Consider the following 15,356-nt stretch of genomic DNA (forward strand, 5'->3'; position numbering starts at 1 on the left):
GGGGCCTTATGCTCGAAGTGCGCAACGTAACCCGGGTTTTTGGCAGCAAGATTGCCGTTGACCGCGTTAGCTTTTCTATCGACCGACCTGCCTTTGTCGGGATCATTGGCCGCTCTGGGGCGGGCAAGTCCACCTTTCTTCGAATGATGAACCGCCTGACCGATGCCACGGATGGCGAAATTCTGGTTGATGGCACCAATGTGCTTGCCTATCGCGGCGCGGATTCGCGCGCATGGCAAAGCCGCTGCGCCATGATCTTTCAGCAGTTTAATCTTGTGCCACGCCTCGATGTTGTCTCGAATGTGTTGCATGGGAAATTGAACCAAGCCTCAACCTTGGCCACGATGTTCAATCTTTGGTCAAAGGCCGATATTTCCCGCGCGATTGATATTCTTGATCGTCTGGGCATTGCCGAACAAGCGCCCAAACGGGCCGAGGCATTGTCAGGTGGTCAACAGCAGCGTGTCGCCATTGCCCGCGCCTTGATGCAAGATCCCCAGATCATTCTGGCCGATGAACCTATCGCCAGCCTTGATCCCATGAACGCCCAAATCGTGATGGATACGCTCAAGCGGATCAACACAGAAGACGGGCGCATGGTGATTGCGAACCTGCACACATTGGATACGGCGCGCCAATATTGCGACCGCGTGATCGGAATGCGGGACGGGCGCATCGTATTTGATGGCACCCCTGCGCAACTGACCACGGGTGTCGCGCGCGACATCTATGGCGCGGATGAAACATTCAACGAATTCGCTACCTCTACCAAGATTTCGGGTGCTGAGGCGGTGGCGGAAAAGCGGGTCAAAAATCCCGCGATGCAAGGCCTGATCTAGGGCCAAAACCCCAGTCCATCTGTTCGGACATCTCATCTCACGGAGACTTCTCATGAAGAAACTGGCAACCCTCCTCGCAGTGACAACAGCCCTTGCTGGGCCTGCTGCGGCGCAAGAAATCACCGAATTCAATATCGGCCTTTTGGGCGGCGAAAACGCCCAAGACCGTTTGGCAAATAACGAATGCTTCCGCGCCTATGTTGAAGAGGCGCTTGGCGTTCCAACCCGTTTGTTCACCCCTGCAGATTACAACGGCGTGATCCAAGGCTTGCTTGGCGGCACGCTTGATTTCGCATGGTTGGGAGCGTCTTCCTATGCCGCGACCTATATCGCAGATGAAAACGCGGTTGAGCCTGTCTTGGTTAAGACCAATTTGGATGGCTCTTTCTCGTATCATTCCATCGGCTTTGCCCGCGTTGACAGCGGCATTACCGATTTGGCCGATCTTGAAGGCAAAACCTTTGGCTTTGGTGATCCAAACTCGACCTCTGGTTTCTTGATCCCTTCGGTTGAGATCCCACAGTTGGGTTACTCGATGGAGCCAGGCGATTTCTTTGGTGATGTGGTATTCACAGGCGGTCACGAGCAGACAATCATCGCCGTAAACAATGGCGACATTGATGCAGGCGTGACTTGGGCCGATGGTTTGGGCAACTGGGAAGACGGCTACAACTCGGGCGCGTTGCGCCGCGCGGTTGATGCAGGTCTGGTTGACATGAACGACTTGGTTGAAATCTGGCGCTCTAAGCCAATTCCAGAAGGCCCTGTCGTTCTGCGTCAATCGCTGCCTGACGATGTAAAGGCGACTGTAACCGAACTTTTGGCCAATCTGCACGAAACAGATGAGGCCTGCGCCTATGGCGTGGCGGCAGGTGAAACCGCAGGTTTCGCACCCATCAGCCACGAAGCCTATGAGACCATCATCGCTGTGCGTTTGGCACAAGGCAACTAAGCCCTTGTTGCACACTGGTGCCTGACATTGGGGGGTGCGCAGATTTGCGCGCCCCCACCTTTACGAAAGGTGAACCATGACTGATATCACCTCATCCCAGATGGATCGAGAAAGACGGGAAACAGTGCGCGAAGATTATCTGCAGATGACGCAGCGCCGCCGTCTCTATTCAGGTCTGCTCATTTTGATCTTTGCGGTGATGTTGATTTCTGGCTTCTCTATTGCAGAAGATCGCAATGCAGGTGGTTTCTGGGACGGTCTACATCGCCTTTTTGATTTCCCTGCTGATCTGATTTCTGAGGCGATTGAAAAAGCAGCAAACCTGCCCGGCCATATAGTGGATGCACTGCCTGCTTTGATTGAGACGCTTAATATTGCGGCGGTCGCGACTTTGCTTGGCTGCGCGGGTGGGGTGGTGTTCTCGCTCTTGGGCACGCGCGGGCTGGCCTATTGGCCGCGTCTGATCCCGTTCTTTCGCCGTATCACCGATATCTTGCGCGCGATCCCTGAGGTTGTGGTGGCTTTGGTGCTGATTTTCATCATGGGCGGTGGCCCTGTGCCTGCAATGATTGCCATCGCGCTGCATACGATGGGTGCCATGGGCAAATTGTTTTCTGAGGTGAATGAAAACACGGACATGAAACCTGTCGAAGGTTTGCAGTCTGTTGGTGCAAATTGGGGTCAACGGATTTGGTTGGGTGTCATCCCACAGGTTTTGCCCAATTACCTCAGCTATGGGTTACTGCGCTTTGAGATCAATATCCGCGCGTCAGCCATTCTTGGTTTCGTGGGCGCGGGCGGCATTGGCTACGAGCTGAAAAACGCGCTGACCTTTGGGCAGGGCAAGTTTGATGAGGCCGCCGCCGTTTTCGTGATCCTGTTTTTGACCATTGTCGCGGTTGATCAACTCTCAAGCAGCCTGCGCAATTATTTGACCAAGGGGACGTTCTGAGATGGTCATGGCTACCCAAGATGTTGCGGCCCTGCGTGCCTCCGAAATCCGCCGCATTGGGCGCAAGAAACTATTTGGTTTTGCGATCCCAGCGGTGATCTTGGCCTATGCGGTCTATGTCTTTTTTGCCTTTGACATTCTGGGTCTGGCAGAACGGGCGCGGATGGATAACGCGGCGGTGTTGGTGTCGGATGCGGTCAGCTATAAAACCCATGTCACGCGCGATAATCGCTCAGGCGAGATCACGGTCGCCATTGAAGGTTCACGCCGTGCCACCTATGCGCCTGATCAAATCCCCGCTTGGGCCAAATTGGCAGGCGACACAGCCGAAATCGAACTGCGCCATGGGCATCGCGTGACCTATGCTGGGCCGCTGATCACCTATCACCATCCTGAATTTGGCGATATTGTCATTGATACCGCAAATGGGGTTGATTTGCGCCTATCCGCCGAGGCGGTTCCTGATTTCATCAATGCCTCGGGCAATCGCGTCTCGATTGCGACCGAAGGCGGGCGGCTGTCTGTCACCCGCAACCGCACCGAAACCATGCGCTATTTCGCGGGATGGGAGATGTTCTTTTTCGATCTGGCCAGCCCCTATTCAGGCATGAGCGCGGGCGAGGTTTTCGCAACCATCACCCGCGGCGCACAAATTGACCCCGCGCATTCCAATTTTAGTCTGATGCTGTCGAATGTCTGGAACAATTCAATCTGGCGGCATGGGGATGTTTTTTGGGCTTTGGGGGAAACGATCCTGATGGCCTTTCTAGGCACATTTGGCGCGGCAATGATTGCGCTGCCTTTGGCATTTTTTGCGGCAACAAATTTCGCCCCGTCCAAAGCGGTGCGCTTTGTCATCCGCCGCCTGTTTGATTTCGTGCGTGGCTTGGATGCGTTGATCTTTACCATCATCTTATCGCGGGCCTTTGGGCCAGGGCCGATGACGGGGGCCTTGGCGATTTTGCTGACAGATACGGGCAGCTTTGGGAAACTGTTTTCCGAGGCCCTTGAAAATGTCGATGAAAAGCAGATTGAGGGGCTGGCATCGACTGGCGCGAATGCGGTGCAGCGCAATCGTTTTGGCGTATTGCCGCAGGTCATGCCCATTTTGCTCAGTCAGGTGTTGTATTTCTTTGAATCGAACACGCGCTCTGCCACGATTGTGGGCGCGATTGTGGGCGGGGGCATCGGTCTATTGCTGACCCAAGCCATCCAGACCACGGCAGATTGGGAAAAGGTTACCTATTATATCACCTTGATCGTGCTGATGGTGGTTGCAATGGATGCGGTTTCTGGTCGTATACGGGCGCGCCTGATCAAAGGCGATGGGTCGGGCAAGTGATAGGCCAACATGAGTGACGCAAAAAAACTGACAGCCGATACGCCCCTGATCCATCAAGGCTGCGAAATCGCCAATTCTACTTTCGGGGCTTATTGCGAGGTGGGGGCGTTCTCGCGCGTTCTGAACTCGGCTTTTGGGGACTACGCCTATTGTGACCGCATGGCCGATATTGCCAATGCAGATATCGGCAAATTTTCGAACATTGCCGCGATGACACGGATCGGGCCAACCGATCACCCGATGCGCAATGCGGCACAGCATCATTTTCTCTATCGGTCAGAGCTCTATTTCGATGACGCGTCAGACGATGCTGCATTTTTTGCAGCGCGTGCGGCGCGCCGTCTTAGCCTTGGGGCCGATTGTTGGATCGGTCATGGTGCGATTATCAAACCCGAAATCCGCGTGGGCATCGGCGCGATTGTTGCCGCGGGCGCTGTGGTGACCAAGGATGTGCCAGATTTCATGATTGTGGCAGGCACGCCCGCAAAGCCCTTGCGCATGCGCTTTGCCGATGAGGTTGCGCAAGACCTCATGGATTTGGCGTGGTGGGACTGGGATCATGCCCGTCTGCGCCGCGCCTTGCCTGATTTTCGCGCAATGCCTGCGGCGGAATTTGTTGCCAAATATCGCGGGCAGCGTCCCTGATTTCATTTCTGCGCGCATTAGGTCGCGCCACGCGGGGCTTGTTTGATGGGCCGTGCCGCTTTATCCCACTTTCACAGATTGAGGATAAACGCGACCATGACCACCCGAACCGATGCCGCTAAGGCAGCACCGCCTGCAAAGGCCGCCAATGCCACGGAGGAGCGTGCGCGCTCCAAAAAGATTGGATCGCTGCGTGCGCTTGTGCCCTTTCTTATGCCGTATCGTGTCTGGATCATCGGGGCGGGTTTGGCGCTTGTGACCACGGCGCTTGTGGCGCTGATTATGCCCTTGGCCGTGCGCCGTGTCGTAGATGGGTTTGAGACAAACACCGCCGCCCTCTTGGACAGCTATTTTCTTGCTGCCTTGGGGATCGCGGGCCTTTTGGCGTTGGGCACAGGCGCGCGCTATTACCTCGTGACACGATTGGGTGAGCGCGTGATTGCCGATATTCGCAAGGCTGTGTTTTTCCGCATGATCTCCATGAGCCCAAGTTTTTATGAGAAGGTCATGACGGGTGAGGTGCTCAGCCGCATCACCACAGACACCACGCTTTTGCTCAGTGTGATTTCCTCCTCGGTGTCGGTGGCCTTGCGCAATGCGCTGATTTTGATGGGCGGCTTGGTGATGATGGTTGTCACATCGCCCAAGCTGACGGGGATGGTTCTGCTGCTTGTGCCTGCGATTATCGTTCCGATTGTGGTTTTGGGGCGCAAGCTGCGTGCGTTGTCGCGTGAAAACCAAGATTGGATTGCGCAAAGTTCTGGCGCGGCCTCCGAGGCGCTTTTGGCGGCTCAAACAGTGCAGGCCTTTACCCATGAGCGCGCCTTGTCCAACGAGTTTTCCAATGTCACCGAGGCCAGTTTCACAAGCGCCAAGCGCCGCATTTCAACCCGCGCCTTTATGACTGTCATTGTGATCTTCCTCGTTTTTGCGGGGATTGTGGGTGTGCTTTGGGTGGGCGCCCGTGATGTGCGTGCAGACGCGATGAGCATCGGCGCCCTGATCCAATTTTTGATCTATGCAATTATGGTTGCGGGTGCGGTGGGTGCGCTGTCTGAGATTTGGGGCGAATTGCAGAGGGCCGCGGGTGCGACCGAGCGGTTGGTCGAACTTGTCTATGCAGAAGATACAGTCACCGATCCCGCCCGCCCTGTGCCCCTGACCCATGGGGGCAAGGGCGATATCGTGTTTGATGGCGTGGGTTTCGCCTATCCAACCCGCGCGGAAACGGCGGCCCTCAAGGATGTGAGCTTCACCATTAAAGCGGGCGAGACTGTGGCACTGGTCGGGCCATCAGGCGCGGGTAAATCCACGATCTTCCAATTGCTGCAACGCTTCTATGATCCGCAAACAGGCAAGATCACCCTTGATGGGGTTGATCTGCGCGATATGCGCCGCGAGGGGTTCCGCGCGGCTATGGCGCTGGTGCCGCAAGACCCTGTGATTTTCGCGGCCTCTGCGCGTGACAATATTCGCTTTGGCCGTCCTGACGCCAGCGATGCTGAGGTCGAGGCCGCCGCGCGCGCCGCCGCCGCGCATGAGTTCCTTGCGGCTTTGCCCGAAGGCTATGACAGCTATGTGGGCGAGCGGGGGATCATGCTGTCTGGGGGGCAGAAACAGCGTATTGCCATCGCCCGCGCCATTTTGCGCGATGCGCCGATCCTGCTGCTAGACGAAGCGACCAGTGCGCTTGACGCTGAAAGCGAGCGATTGGTGCAGCGAGCGGTTGCAGATCTCAGTGCCGAGCGCACGACCTTGATTGTTGCGCATCGTCTGGCAACGGTGAAAAAGGCCGACCGCATTTTGGTCTTTGATGCGGGGCAGATTGTCGCCGAAGGCAGCCATGATGCGCTTGTCGCAGAAGGCGGGCTTTATGCACGTCTGGCGCGGTTGCAATTCACCGATGGAATCGCCGCAGAATAAGCACAGCGTGCTTGCGAAAACGCGCTTTTCTCTTCATTCTCACGCAAAGCCTGCCGTGCGACCGCCTGCATCGTGACCGCAGGATCATTTGGGAGAATGATGGGGGGAGGCAAGGCCATGCTGCCTTTTGCGAATAATCAAGATGTGCGCAAAATTGAGACAGATCACCCGTGGCCTAAGGCCGCGCCTGCGCAAAGCATTTATGAATTGCTGACTGACGTTGCAGCGCGCCATCCGGCGCGCCCCGCGGTCACCTTTCAATTGTTTTCAGATCCTGACGCAAAAGCAGAGACATTGGACTGGCAAAGCCTCAGGGCGGAGGTGACCCAACTGGCCAATCTGTTTGCACGGCTTGGCATTGGCCCAGAGGATGCGGTGGCCTTTGTGCTGCCCAATAGCACCGAAACAGTCTTGACCCTTCTGGCGGGGATGGTTGCAGGCGTTGTGGTGCCCATAAATCCGCTGCTTGAGCCTGACCAAATTGCAAGCATCCTGCGCGAAACGAAAGCGCGGCTTGTGGTCACTTTGGCGCCATTTCCGAAAACGGATCTTGCGCAAAAGACCGCCGCCGCCGTGGCCATGGCCCCCGAAGTTGAAACGGTGTTGGAGGTTGATCTTCTGCGCTATCTGACGGGGATCAAGCGGGTGATCGTGCCCTTGCTGCGGCCCAAGGTAAAGGTGACGCATCAGGCCCGCGTGCTGTCCTTGCGCGCGGAAATGGCGGGCGAGGCGGCGGATCGCTTGCGCCACCCAGATCAGGGCCGAGATCGTATCGCGGCCTGTTTTCATACAGGCGGCACAACAGGCATGCCCAAAGTGGCGCAGCACAGCTATTCGGGCATGATCTATAATGGTTGGGTGGGTCACAGTCTGTTATTCACAGAAACCGATACCGTGCTCTGCCCGCTGCCGCTGTTTCATGTTTTTGCAAGCCATGTGATCCTGATGGGGGGATTGTGTTCAGGCGCCCATACGGTCTTTCCGACCCCGCAAGGATATCGCGGGGCAGGGGTGTTTGATAATTTCTGGAAATTGGTCGAACGCTGGCAGGTCACATTCTTGATCACGGTGCCAACTGCGCTTGCGGTATTGATGCAACGGCCTGTGAACGCGGATATTTCATCGGTGAAAACCGCTTTTTCAGGGTCAGCCCCCTTGCCTTTGGAATTGTTCCGCAGATTTGAGGGGGCAACGGGCGTCAGCCTTGTCGAGGGATATGGCCTGACCGAGGCCACTTGTCTTGTCTCCTGCAACCCAGTTGAAGGTGAGAAAAAGGTGGGCTCTGTTGGGATCCCCTTTCCGCATTGTGATGTGATCATCTTGAAAGATACGCCCGAAGGCCCCACGGAATGTGCGATTGATGAGATCGGTGAAATTTGCGTGGCAAGCCCAGGTGTAACGGCGCAAGGTATTTACAAAGACGCTGCAAAATCGGCGGCGCAGATGTATCAGGGCCGATATTTGCGCACGGGCGATTTGGGGCGGTTTGATGCGGATGGGTATCTTTGGATCACGGGCCGCGCCAAGGATTTGATCAATCGTGGCGGCCACAATATCGACCCCGCCCTGATCGAGGAGGCTTTGGCCACCCATCCCGCCGTGGCGATGGCCGCGGCCATCGGCCAGCCCGACCCAATCGCAGGCGAATTGCCCTGTGCCTATGTCGAATTGGTTCAAGGCGCAGATGTGACAGTCGAGGCGCTGATGGAACACGCCCGCACGCATGTCAGCGAACGTGCCGCCGCACCCAAATATATCGAGATTCTCGCAGAACTGCCCAAAACCGCCGTGGGTAAAACCTTCAAGCCTGATCTGCGCAAGCGCGCGATTGCCCGTGTCTTGGATGCAAGCCTTGCCGAGGCGGGCTTTGCGGCCCGTGTCATGGCCGTGCGCGAAGACCCGAAATTTGGCTTGGTAGCCATGATCCATAGCGCAGATGCGGCGGAACAGGCCAAGGTGCCGTCCGTCATGGATAAATTTGCCCTTCATTGGGCATGGGGTCAGGCGTAATTGGGGGGGATGGTGCTGCAGGGGAGGATTGAACTCCCGACCTCTCCCTTACCAAGGGAGTGCTCTACCACTGAGCTACTGCAGCGCGCTTGTGGCGCGTGGATTAGACGCAATCGCAGACCCATGCAAGACCAAAGCAGGCGAAAATTTACACCAAGGCCTAATTCCTTTTGGTGGGTGCGGATGCACATGGGCAATTTTTGCCAATTTCGATTTGCATCGCGCTAGACGCGAATTGTCCGCTTCGCTATGAGAGGCGGCATGAAGCAACCATCAAACCCGCAGAAAAGATCAAATTCTGGTCAAAGAAGCGCGCAAGACATTCGCACGGAGCGATTGAAAGCAGCGCTTAAGGCCAATTTGGCCCGCCGCAAGGCGCAGGCCCGCAAAAGACGTGCGGAAGATGGCGAAAATGGCGCGGGCCCGTCATCTTGACGCGGCCTGAGCAAAGCAAAAGAGGCAGCACCCGTGGACAGTATCATCGTTAAAGGAAATGGCCCGCTTTCGGGCGAGGTTCCCATCGCGGGCGCGAAGAACACCTGCCTAAAGCTGATGTGTGCGGCCCTCTTATCGGATGAACCTTTGACGCTGACCAATGTGCCGCGCCTGTCTGATGTGGCGACACTGGGCAGCTTGTTGGAAAGCTTGGGCTGCGAAGTGGCCCGTTTGGCCGATGGCCGCGCGATGATGATCTCGTCTGCCGATGTGACCAATCTGACCGCGCATTACGACATCGTGCGCAAACTGCGCGCTTCTTTCAACGTGCTTGGGCCCTTGGTGGGCCGATTTGGTGAGGCGGTTGTCTCGCTTCCGGGCGGTTGTGCAATTGGGGCGCGCAAAGTGGATTTGCATTTGACCGCGCTTGAGGCTTTGGGGGCCACAATTGATCTGCGCGAAGGCTATGTTCACGCAACGGCAAAAAATGGCCTCAAAGGGGCTGAGATCAGCTTTCCCTTTGTTTCCGTGGGTGCCACTGAAAATGCGCTTTGCGCGGCGGTTTTGGCCAAAGGCACCACCGTTTTGCGCAATGCCGCGCGTGAGCCTGATACCGTGGCGCTGGCGCATTGTTTGCAAGGCATGGGCGCAGATATCGAAGGCGCAGGCACAGACACCATCGTTATTCGTGGCGTGGATCGTTTACATGCAACAACGCATCGTGTCATCGCAGATCGTATTGAACTGGGCACCTATATGATTGCCCCCGCGATTGCAGGCGGCAGCGTGGAATTGATCGGCGGCAGCCGTGCTATTGTGGCGGCCTTGGCCGATAAGTTGGAAGAGGCGGGGGTCGAGATTGTTGAAACCGATCGCGGCTTGCGCGTCAGCCACAAAACGGGCCGCGTGCGGGCCGTGGATGTGACCACCGCCCCATTCCCAGGGTTTCCAACCGATTTGCAGGCACAGATGATGGCGCTGATGTGCACCGCTGACGGGGTTGCCACATTGGAAGAGACCATCTTTGAGAACCGCTTTATGCATGCGCCCGAATTGATCCGTATGGGGGCCAAAATTGATGTGCATGGCGGAACAGCCAAGGTGACCGGCGTTGCACAATTGCGTGGCGCGCCTGTGATGGCCACGGATTTGCGCGCTTCGGTCAGTTTGATCCTCGCGGGGCTTGCAGCCGAAGGGGAAACCCGTGTGAACCGCGTCTATCACCTTGATCGCGGGTATGAGCGGGTTGAAGAAAAACTCAGCGGCCTGGGCGCACATATTGAACGGGTGGCAGACCATGGTTGACGCCCGATTTGAGGATGGTTTCGAAGCGCCTTTGGCGCTTGCCGCCGCAGATGCGGAGGATGTGAAAATCCTGTCTGCGCTTGCGCAAGATGCCGTTCTTACTGTGGCTGATATCAAATACACCCGCGCCAAGCGTCAGTTGGTTCTGCTGCTCAATCGCTTTCGTTGGGAAAATGGGGCGCGCGTCAGCCCGCCTGAGCGGGTGCGCAGTTTGCTGATTGTGGATGACGTGCTCAGCATGGCTGCGCAAGGCATCAGCCCGCAGGCGCGCGATGTGGTTTTATCATTGCTTTCGGTCGAGTGGCAGGCGGGCGAAGATGGCATGGGGCGCCTCACCCTGACCTTTGCAGGCGATGGGGCCTTGGCGCTTGAGGTCGAGGCAATCAATCTTGCACTGCGCGATGTGACCAAGCCCTATCGGGCCCCTTCAGGAAAAACCCCCTCGCACCCGTGACGCTTTCGCGTCTTGAGCGCGCGGCCAACACAAGGTAAGCCCCTCCTATTCTGACGGAGACGGGTATGCCTATTTTTCTGAACACGGATACGGCGGATTTTGAGGCGGCGTTTGAAGCGCTTCTCGGGATGAAGCGCGAGGATAGCCCTGATGTAGATGCGGTGGTTGCCGATATCATTGCGCAGGTGCGCCGTGATGGCGATGCAGCCTTGATTGCCTTTGGCGAGAAATTTGATCGTGTCCGTCTGACGCCCGAGCAGTTGATCTTTTCCGAGGCCGAGATTGATGCGGCGATTGCCACTGTGCCCGCCGCCGAGCGCGCAGCACTTGAATTGGCCGCCACGCGCATACGCGCTTATCATGCCCGCCAACTGCCCGAAGATGCTGCGTGGCAGGACGAACTTGGTGCCAAACTTGGGTGGCGGTGGAGCCCTGTTTCACGCGCGGGTCTTTATGTGCCGGGCGGGCTTGCCAGTTATCCCTCATCCGTTTTGATGAATGCCATCCCCGCTGCCGTGGCAGGGGTTGGCCATTTGTCGATGGTGGTGCCCACGCCCGATGGCAAGGTGAACCCTCTTGTTCTCTTGGCGGCGCGTCTTGCGGGGGTGCATCGCATTTACCGCATGGGTGGTGCGCAGGCGATTGCAGCCTTGGCTTATGGCACTGAAACCGTGCTGCCCGTGGATAAGATCACAGGGCCCGGCAATGCCTATGTCGCCGCCGCAAAACGGCGGGTCTTTGGTAAGGTCGGAATTGACATGATCGCAGGCCCGTCTGAGATTTTGGTGATCGCAGATCGTGACAATGACCCCGATTGGATTGCTCTGGATCTTCTGTCGCAAGCGGAACATGACGAAAGCGCGCAATCCATTTTGATCACAGATGATGCAGAATTTGGCCGCGCTGTTGCCGCGGCTGTAGATAAACGCCTCGAAACCCTAGAGCGGCGGGCCATCGCAGGGGCCAGTTGGCGTGATTTTGGCGCTATCATTGTTGCGCGTGATTTGGATGAAGCGGCCGCGCTCTCCAACCGCATTGCGCCTGAACATCTCGAGCTTTGCGTGGCTGAGGCCGAAACCTATGCCGATAAGATCACCCATGCTGGGGCTATTTTTGTGGGGGCGTGGACGCCCGAAGCGATTGGCGATTACATCGGGGGGCCAAACCATGTGCTGCCGACCGCGCGCTCTGCGCGGTTCTCTAGCGGGCTATCGGTACTTGATTTCATGAAACGCTCCACCGTGGCGCAAATGACACCCGCAGCATTGCGGGCCATTGGCCCTGCGGCGGCAACATTGGCGAAATCAGAAAGCCTTGAGGCACATGGCCTATCCGTTTTGGCGCGGCTTGCGCGGATCAATCAGGGGGATGGTGAATGACAATGCACATTACCGATATTCAGATTGACACCTCGAATATGCCTGCACCAACCCCTGAGATCGAACAGGAACGGCGCGTAGCGATTTTTGATCTGCTCGAAGAAAACAGTTTTGTTTTGCCTGCGCGGGATGGGCGCACACCGCCCGATGGGCCCTATCATTTGGCTTTGGCCATTCGTGACAAACGTCTGGTCTTTTCTGTTGCCACCCAAGAGACGGAACTGGCCGCCGAATTCCACCTTTCACTCTCGCCATTTCGTCAGGTGGTCAAAGATTACTGGCAGATTTGTGAGAGCTATTATTCTGCCGTGAAAAAGCTACCTGCGGCCCAAATCGAGGCGATTGATATGGCGCGGCGTGGTATTCACAATGAGGGTGCGCGCGTTTTGCAAGAACGGCTTGAAGGCAAAGCCGAGATTGATACCGATACCGCGCGCCGCCTCTTTACCCTGATCTGCGTGCTGCATTTCGGGAATTGATCTGGTGGGTAAAGAATTTCCATCCTCGGTTCTGTTTTGTTGCGATCATAACGCAACCCGCTCACCTATGGCGGAAGGGCTGATGAAGAAATATTACGGCCACCGCGCCTATGTTCAATCTGCGGGTGTGCGTCATGAATTGGAGATAGATGGCTTTGCCGTTTCGGTTTCCGCCGAGATTGGCGTGGCCCTTGAACGTCATCGCGTGCGCTCTTTCGATGAAATGGCGGAATGGGGGGATGATCTCTCGGGGTTTGATCTGATCGTGGCGCTTTCGCCCGCCAGTCAACGCCGAGCGCTGGATCTGACGCGTCATGCGCATCTCGATATTGAATATTGGCCTATCATTGACCCAACAGGGTTGGGCGAAACGCGCGAGGCGAAATTGGATGCCTATCGCCAAGCCCGTGATCAAATCAAAAAACGCATTCTAGATCGTTTTGGCCCCCCAGATGCGGGGCTAGAACAAGAGGGAGACTAATGGATCTGATCAATCGGTATTACGCCGCGTTTAATGCGGGCGATCTGGAGGCCATGCTTGATTGCCTCAGCGAAGATGTGGCGCATCATGTCAATGAGGGGCAGGTGCGCATGGGCAAAGTGGCCTTTGCCGAATTTTGCGCCCATATGAACCGCTGCTATAAAGAACATCTCACCGATATCGTGGTGATGCAGAATGAGGCAGGCAATCGCGTTGCCGCCGAATTTATCGTAAATGGCACCTATCTGGCCACGGATGCAGGGTTGCCCGAAGCGCGCGGACAGACATATGTCCTGCCCGCTGGCAGTTTCTTTTCCGTTGAGGACGGTAAGATCACCCGTGTTGTGACCTATTACAACCTTGCTGATTGGATCGCTCAGGTTTCGGCATGAGCCTTGCCTATCGCATCTATCGCGGGGCTGAGATCGCGGCAATTGTTCCCGATCTGGCACGGCTGCGCATCACAGTCTTTCGTGATTGGCCCTATCTCTATGAGGGGGATTTGACCTATGAGACGGGTTATCTCGCCCGCTATGCGCAAAGTGGGGCCATAGTGGTTGCCGCCTATGATGGCGCGCAGATGGTTGGCGCGGCCACGGGGATGCCCTTGCTTCAGCATGATGATGATTTCTCTGGCGCTTTGGCGGCCTGCGATATCGCCGCCGAAGATGTGTTCTACTGCGCAGAGTCTGTTCTAATGCAAGACCATCGCGGGCAGGGGGCAGGGCATATGTTTTTCGATGCGCGTGAGGCAGAGGCCCGCACACAGCGAAAAACATATAGCGCCTTTTGCGCTGTGGTGCGCCCCGCAGATCATCCGATGGCCCCAAAGGACTATCGCCCGCTTAATGAATTCTGGAAAAAGCGGGGCTATCAGAAATTGGATGGCGTCTTTGCAGAATTTTCATGGCTCGATATCGGAGATTCTGAAAAAACCCAAAAGCGCCTGCAATTTTGGATCAAACAGCTATGAAATGTGCCGCCGCTGCCTATCCGCTCGATCCCTTGACGCGTTTTGCTGATTTTGATGCGAAGATCACCGCATGGGTCGCCGAGGCCGCGGATGGCGGCGCAGAGATTGTGATTTTTCCTGAATATGGCGCGATGGAATTGGCCCATCTTGCAGGGCCATCCGTTGCGGCCGATCTTGAGGGCAGCCTGCGCGCGGTCAGTGATATTTGGCCTGAGGCGGATGCCCTCTTTGCGCGGCTTGCGGTGCAGTATGGCCTGACCCTCTTGGCCCCCTCTGCGCCGATTTTTGACCAAGATTATGGGCTACGGCCCGTCAATCGCGCCTGCATCTATGGGGCGCAGGGGCGAATTGGGCATCAAGACAAGCAGATTATGACCCGCTTTGAACGTGAGATTTGGCATGTGCAATCGGGCGGGCCTTTGCAGGTCTTTGACCTTGGCGATCTGCGGGTGGGTGTGTTGATCTGCTATGATGCGGAGTTTCCGCTTTTGGCGCGCGCCTTGGTTGAGGCGGGGGTTGATTTGCTTCTGGTGCCATCCTGCACGGATAGTGGCGCAGGCTATTGGCGGGTGCGGGTGGGGGCGATGGCCCGCGCGCTAGAGGGGCAATGCGCGGTTTTACAATCACCCACAGTCGGACAAGCGGCATGGTCGCCCGCGGTGGATGAAAACCATGGCGCGGCAGCGATGTATGGCCCGGCAGAAGCGGGCTTTTGTGACAATGGCGTGTTTGCTGAAGGCGCAATGAACAAGCCAGGATGGGTGATGGCCGATATTGACCTAGGTCGGCTGCGAGATCTGCGCCAAAACGGCACTGTTTTGACCCGCCGCGATTGGCCAGAGAGCGCCGCGCGCGCAGCGCTTGTGCCGCAGGTGAAAGATTTACCTTGAAAATCCGCTCCTTTGGGCGCATTTACCGCGGCGAAGCTGCCATTTGGGGCAGTGAGAAAGCTAAGGAGAGACCATGGCCAAGGAAGAGATGCTTGAATTCCCCGGTGTCGTGAAGGAACTCCTGCCAAATGCGACATTCAGGGTCGAGCTCGAAAACGGCCATGAGATCATCGCACATACGGCAGGCAAGATGCGCAAAAACCGCATCCGCGTTCTGGCAGGCGACAAGGTGCAGGTTGAGATGACCCCCTATGACCTGACCAAGGGCCGTATCAATTACCGCTTTAAGTGATTTGT

At 56.7% G+C, this 15,356-nt stretch carries 16 protein-coding genes and 1 tRNA gene; 16 read left to right on the forward strand and 1 reads right to left on the reverse strand.

Annotation, left to right across the window (positions count from 1 at the left end):
• Window positions 1–8 precede the first annotated feature (8 nt).
• The 7 genes from phnC (at window position 9) to AAC620_RS11840 (ending at window position 8,663) form a co-directional block, all read left to right on the forward strand.
• Complete coding sequence (gene phnC / locus AAC620_RS11810; protein ID WP_340245232.1) at window positions 9–839, forward strand: phosphonate ABC transporter ATP-binding protein; 831 nt, start codon at window positions 9–11, stop codon at window positions 837–839.
• A 52-nt stretch (window positions 840–891) separates the two neighbouring features.
• Window positions 892–1,791 (forward strand): phosphonate ABC transporter substrate-binding protein, encoded by a 900-nt coding sequence (gene phnD / locus AAC620_RS11815; RefSeq protein WP_317655426.1) that lies wholly within the window; start codon window positions 892–894, stop codon window positions 1,789–1,791.
• Between the two features lie 76 nt (window positions 1,792–1,867).
• Window positions 1,868–2,743 carry a phosphonate ABC transporter, permease protein PhnE gene (gene phnE, locus AAC620_RS11820; protein ID WP_340245235.1) on the forward strand — a complete coding sequence of 292 codons (876 nt, stop codon included), beginning with the start codon at window positions 1,868–1,870 and terminating at the stop codon, window positions 2,741–2,743.
• A gap of 7 nt (window positions 2,744–2,750) precedes the next feature.
• Complete coding sequence (gene phnE, locus AAC620_RS11825) at window positions 2,751–4,085, forward strand: phosphonate ABC transporter, permease protein PhnE (protein ID WP_340245236.1); 1,335 nt, start codon at window positions 2,751–2,753, stop codon at window positions 4,083–4,085.
• Window positions 4,086–4,094: 9 nt separating this feature from the next.
• Window positions 4,095–4,730 (forward strand): chloramphenicol acetyltransferase, encoded by a 636-nt coding sequence (locus AAC620_RS11830; RefSeq protein ID WP_340245238.1) that lies wholly within the window; start codon window positions 4,095–4,097, stop codon window positions 4,728–4,730.
• Window positions 4,731–4,826: 96 nt separating this feature from the next.
• Window positions 4,827–6,653: an ABC transporter transmembrane domain-containing protein gene (locus AAC620_RS11835; protein ID WP_340245239.1), complete on the forward strand. Its 1,827-nt coding sequence runs from the start codon at window positions 4,827–4,829 to the stop codon at window positions 6,651–6,653.
• Window positions 6,654–6,770: 117 nt separating this feature from the next.
• The gene (locus tag AAC620_RS11840) at window positions 6,771–8,663 is read left to right on the forward strand and encodes an acyl-CoA synthetase (RefSeq protein ID WP_340245240.1); all 1,893 of its coding nucleotides are present in this window, start codon (window positions 6,771–6,773) and stop codon (window positions 8,661–8,663) included.
• Between the two features lie 10 nt (window positions 8,664–8,673).
• Here the strand turns inward: AAC620_RS11840 and AAC620_RS11845 are convergent.
• A tRNA-Thr gene (locus AAC620_RS11845) sits at window positions 8,674–8,748 on the reverse strand.
• A gap of 383 nt (window positions 8,749–9,131) precedes the next feature.
• On the opposite strand from AAC620_RS11845, the gene murA reads away from it, so the two are divergent.
• The 9 genes from murA to infA all read left to right on the forward strand — a co-directional run bounded on the left by murA (window position 9,132) and on the right by infA (window position 15,351).
• Window positions 9,132–10,403, forward strand: a complete 1,272-nt coding sequence (gene murA / locus AAC620_RS11850) for a UDP-N-acetylglucosamine 1-carboxyvinyltransferase (RefSeq protein WP_340245242.1) — start codon at window positions 9,132–9,134, stop codon at window positions 10,401–10,403.
• Window positions 10,396–10,857, forward strand: a complete 462-nt coding sequence (locus AAC620_RS11855; RefSeq protein WP_340245243.1) for a DUF2948 family protein — start codon at window positions 10,396–10,398, stop codon at window positions 10,855–10,857. Before murA ends, AAC620_RS11855 begins: the two co-directional genes overlap by 8 nt.
• A gap of 65 nt (window positions 10,858–10,922) precedes the next feature.
• A complete protein-coding gene (hisD, locus tag AAC620_RS11860) occupies window positions 10,923–12,236 on the forward strand; it encodes a histidinol dehydrogenase (RefSeq protein ID WP_340245245.1) in 1,314 nt (437 codons plus the stop codon).
• Window positions 12,233–12,715, forward strand: coding sequence for a UPF0262 family protein (locus AAC620_RS11865; RefSeq protein WP_317655415.1), 483 nt, complete (start codon window positions 12,233–12,235; stop codon window positions 12,713–12,715). Before hisD ends, AAC620_RS11865 begins: the two co-directional genes overlap by 4 nt.
• Before the next feature lie 4 nt (window positions 12,716–12,719).
• Window positions 12,720–13,196, forward strand: a complete 477-nt coding sequence (locus AAC620_RS11870; RefSeq protein ID WP_340245247.1) for an arsenate-mycothiol transferase ArsC — start codon at window positions 12,720–12,722, stop codon at window positions 13,194–13,196.
• Window positions 13,196–13,588: a ketosteroid isomerase-related protein gene (locus AAC620_RS11875; protein ID WP_340245249.1), complete on the forward strand. Its 393-nt coding sequence runs from the start codon at window positions 13,196–13,198 to the stop codon at window positions 13,586–13,588. The genes AAC620_RS11870 and AAC620_RS11875 overlap by 1 nt, the downstream gene beginning before the upstream one ends.
• Complete coding sequence (locus AAC620_RS11880; RefSeq protein WP_340245251.1) at window positions 13,585–14,169, forward strand: GNAT family N-acetyltransferase; 585 nt, start codon at window positions 13,585–13,587, stop codon at window positions 14,167–14,169. The genes AAC620_RS11875 and AAC620_RS11880 overlap by 4 nt, the downstream gene beginning before the upstream one ends.
• Window positions 14,166–15,059, forward strand: coding sequence for a carbon-nitrogen hydrolase family protein (locus AAC620_RS11885; protein ID WP_340245253.1), 894 nt, complete (start codon window positions 14,166–14,168; stop codon window positions 15,057–15,059). Before AAC620_RS11880 ends, AAC620_RS11885 begins: the two co-directional genes overlap by 4 nt.
• A 73-nt stretch (window positions 15,060–15,132) precedes the next feature.
• Window positions 15,133–15,351: a translation initiation factor IF-1 gene (gene infA, locus AAC620_RS11890; RefSeq protein WP_011455993.1), complete on the forward strand. Its 219-nt coding sequence runs from the start codon at window positions 15,133–15,135 to the stop codon at window positions 15,349–15,351.
• The last annotated feature ends 5 nt before the right edge of the window (window positions 15,352–15,356 follow it).

Source organism: Roseobacter sp. HKCCA2468, from assembly GCF_037805105.1.
Classification (GTDB): domain Bacteria; phylum Pseudomonadota; class Alphaproteobacteria; order Rhodobacterales; family Rhodobacteraceae; genus M30B80.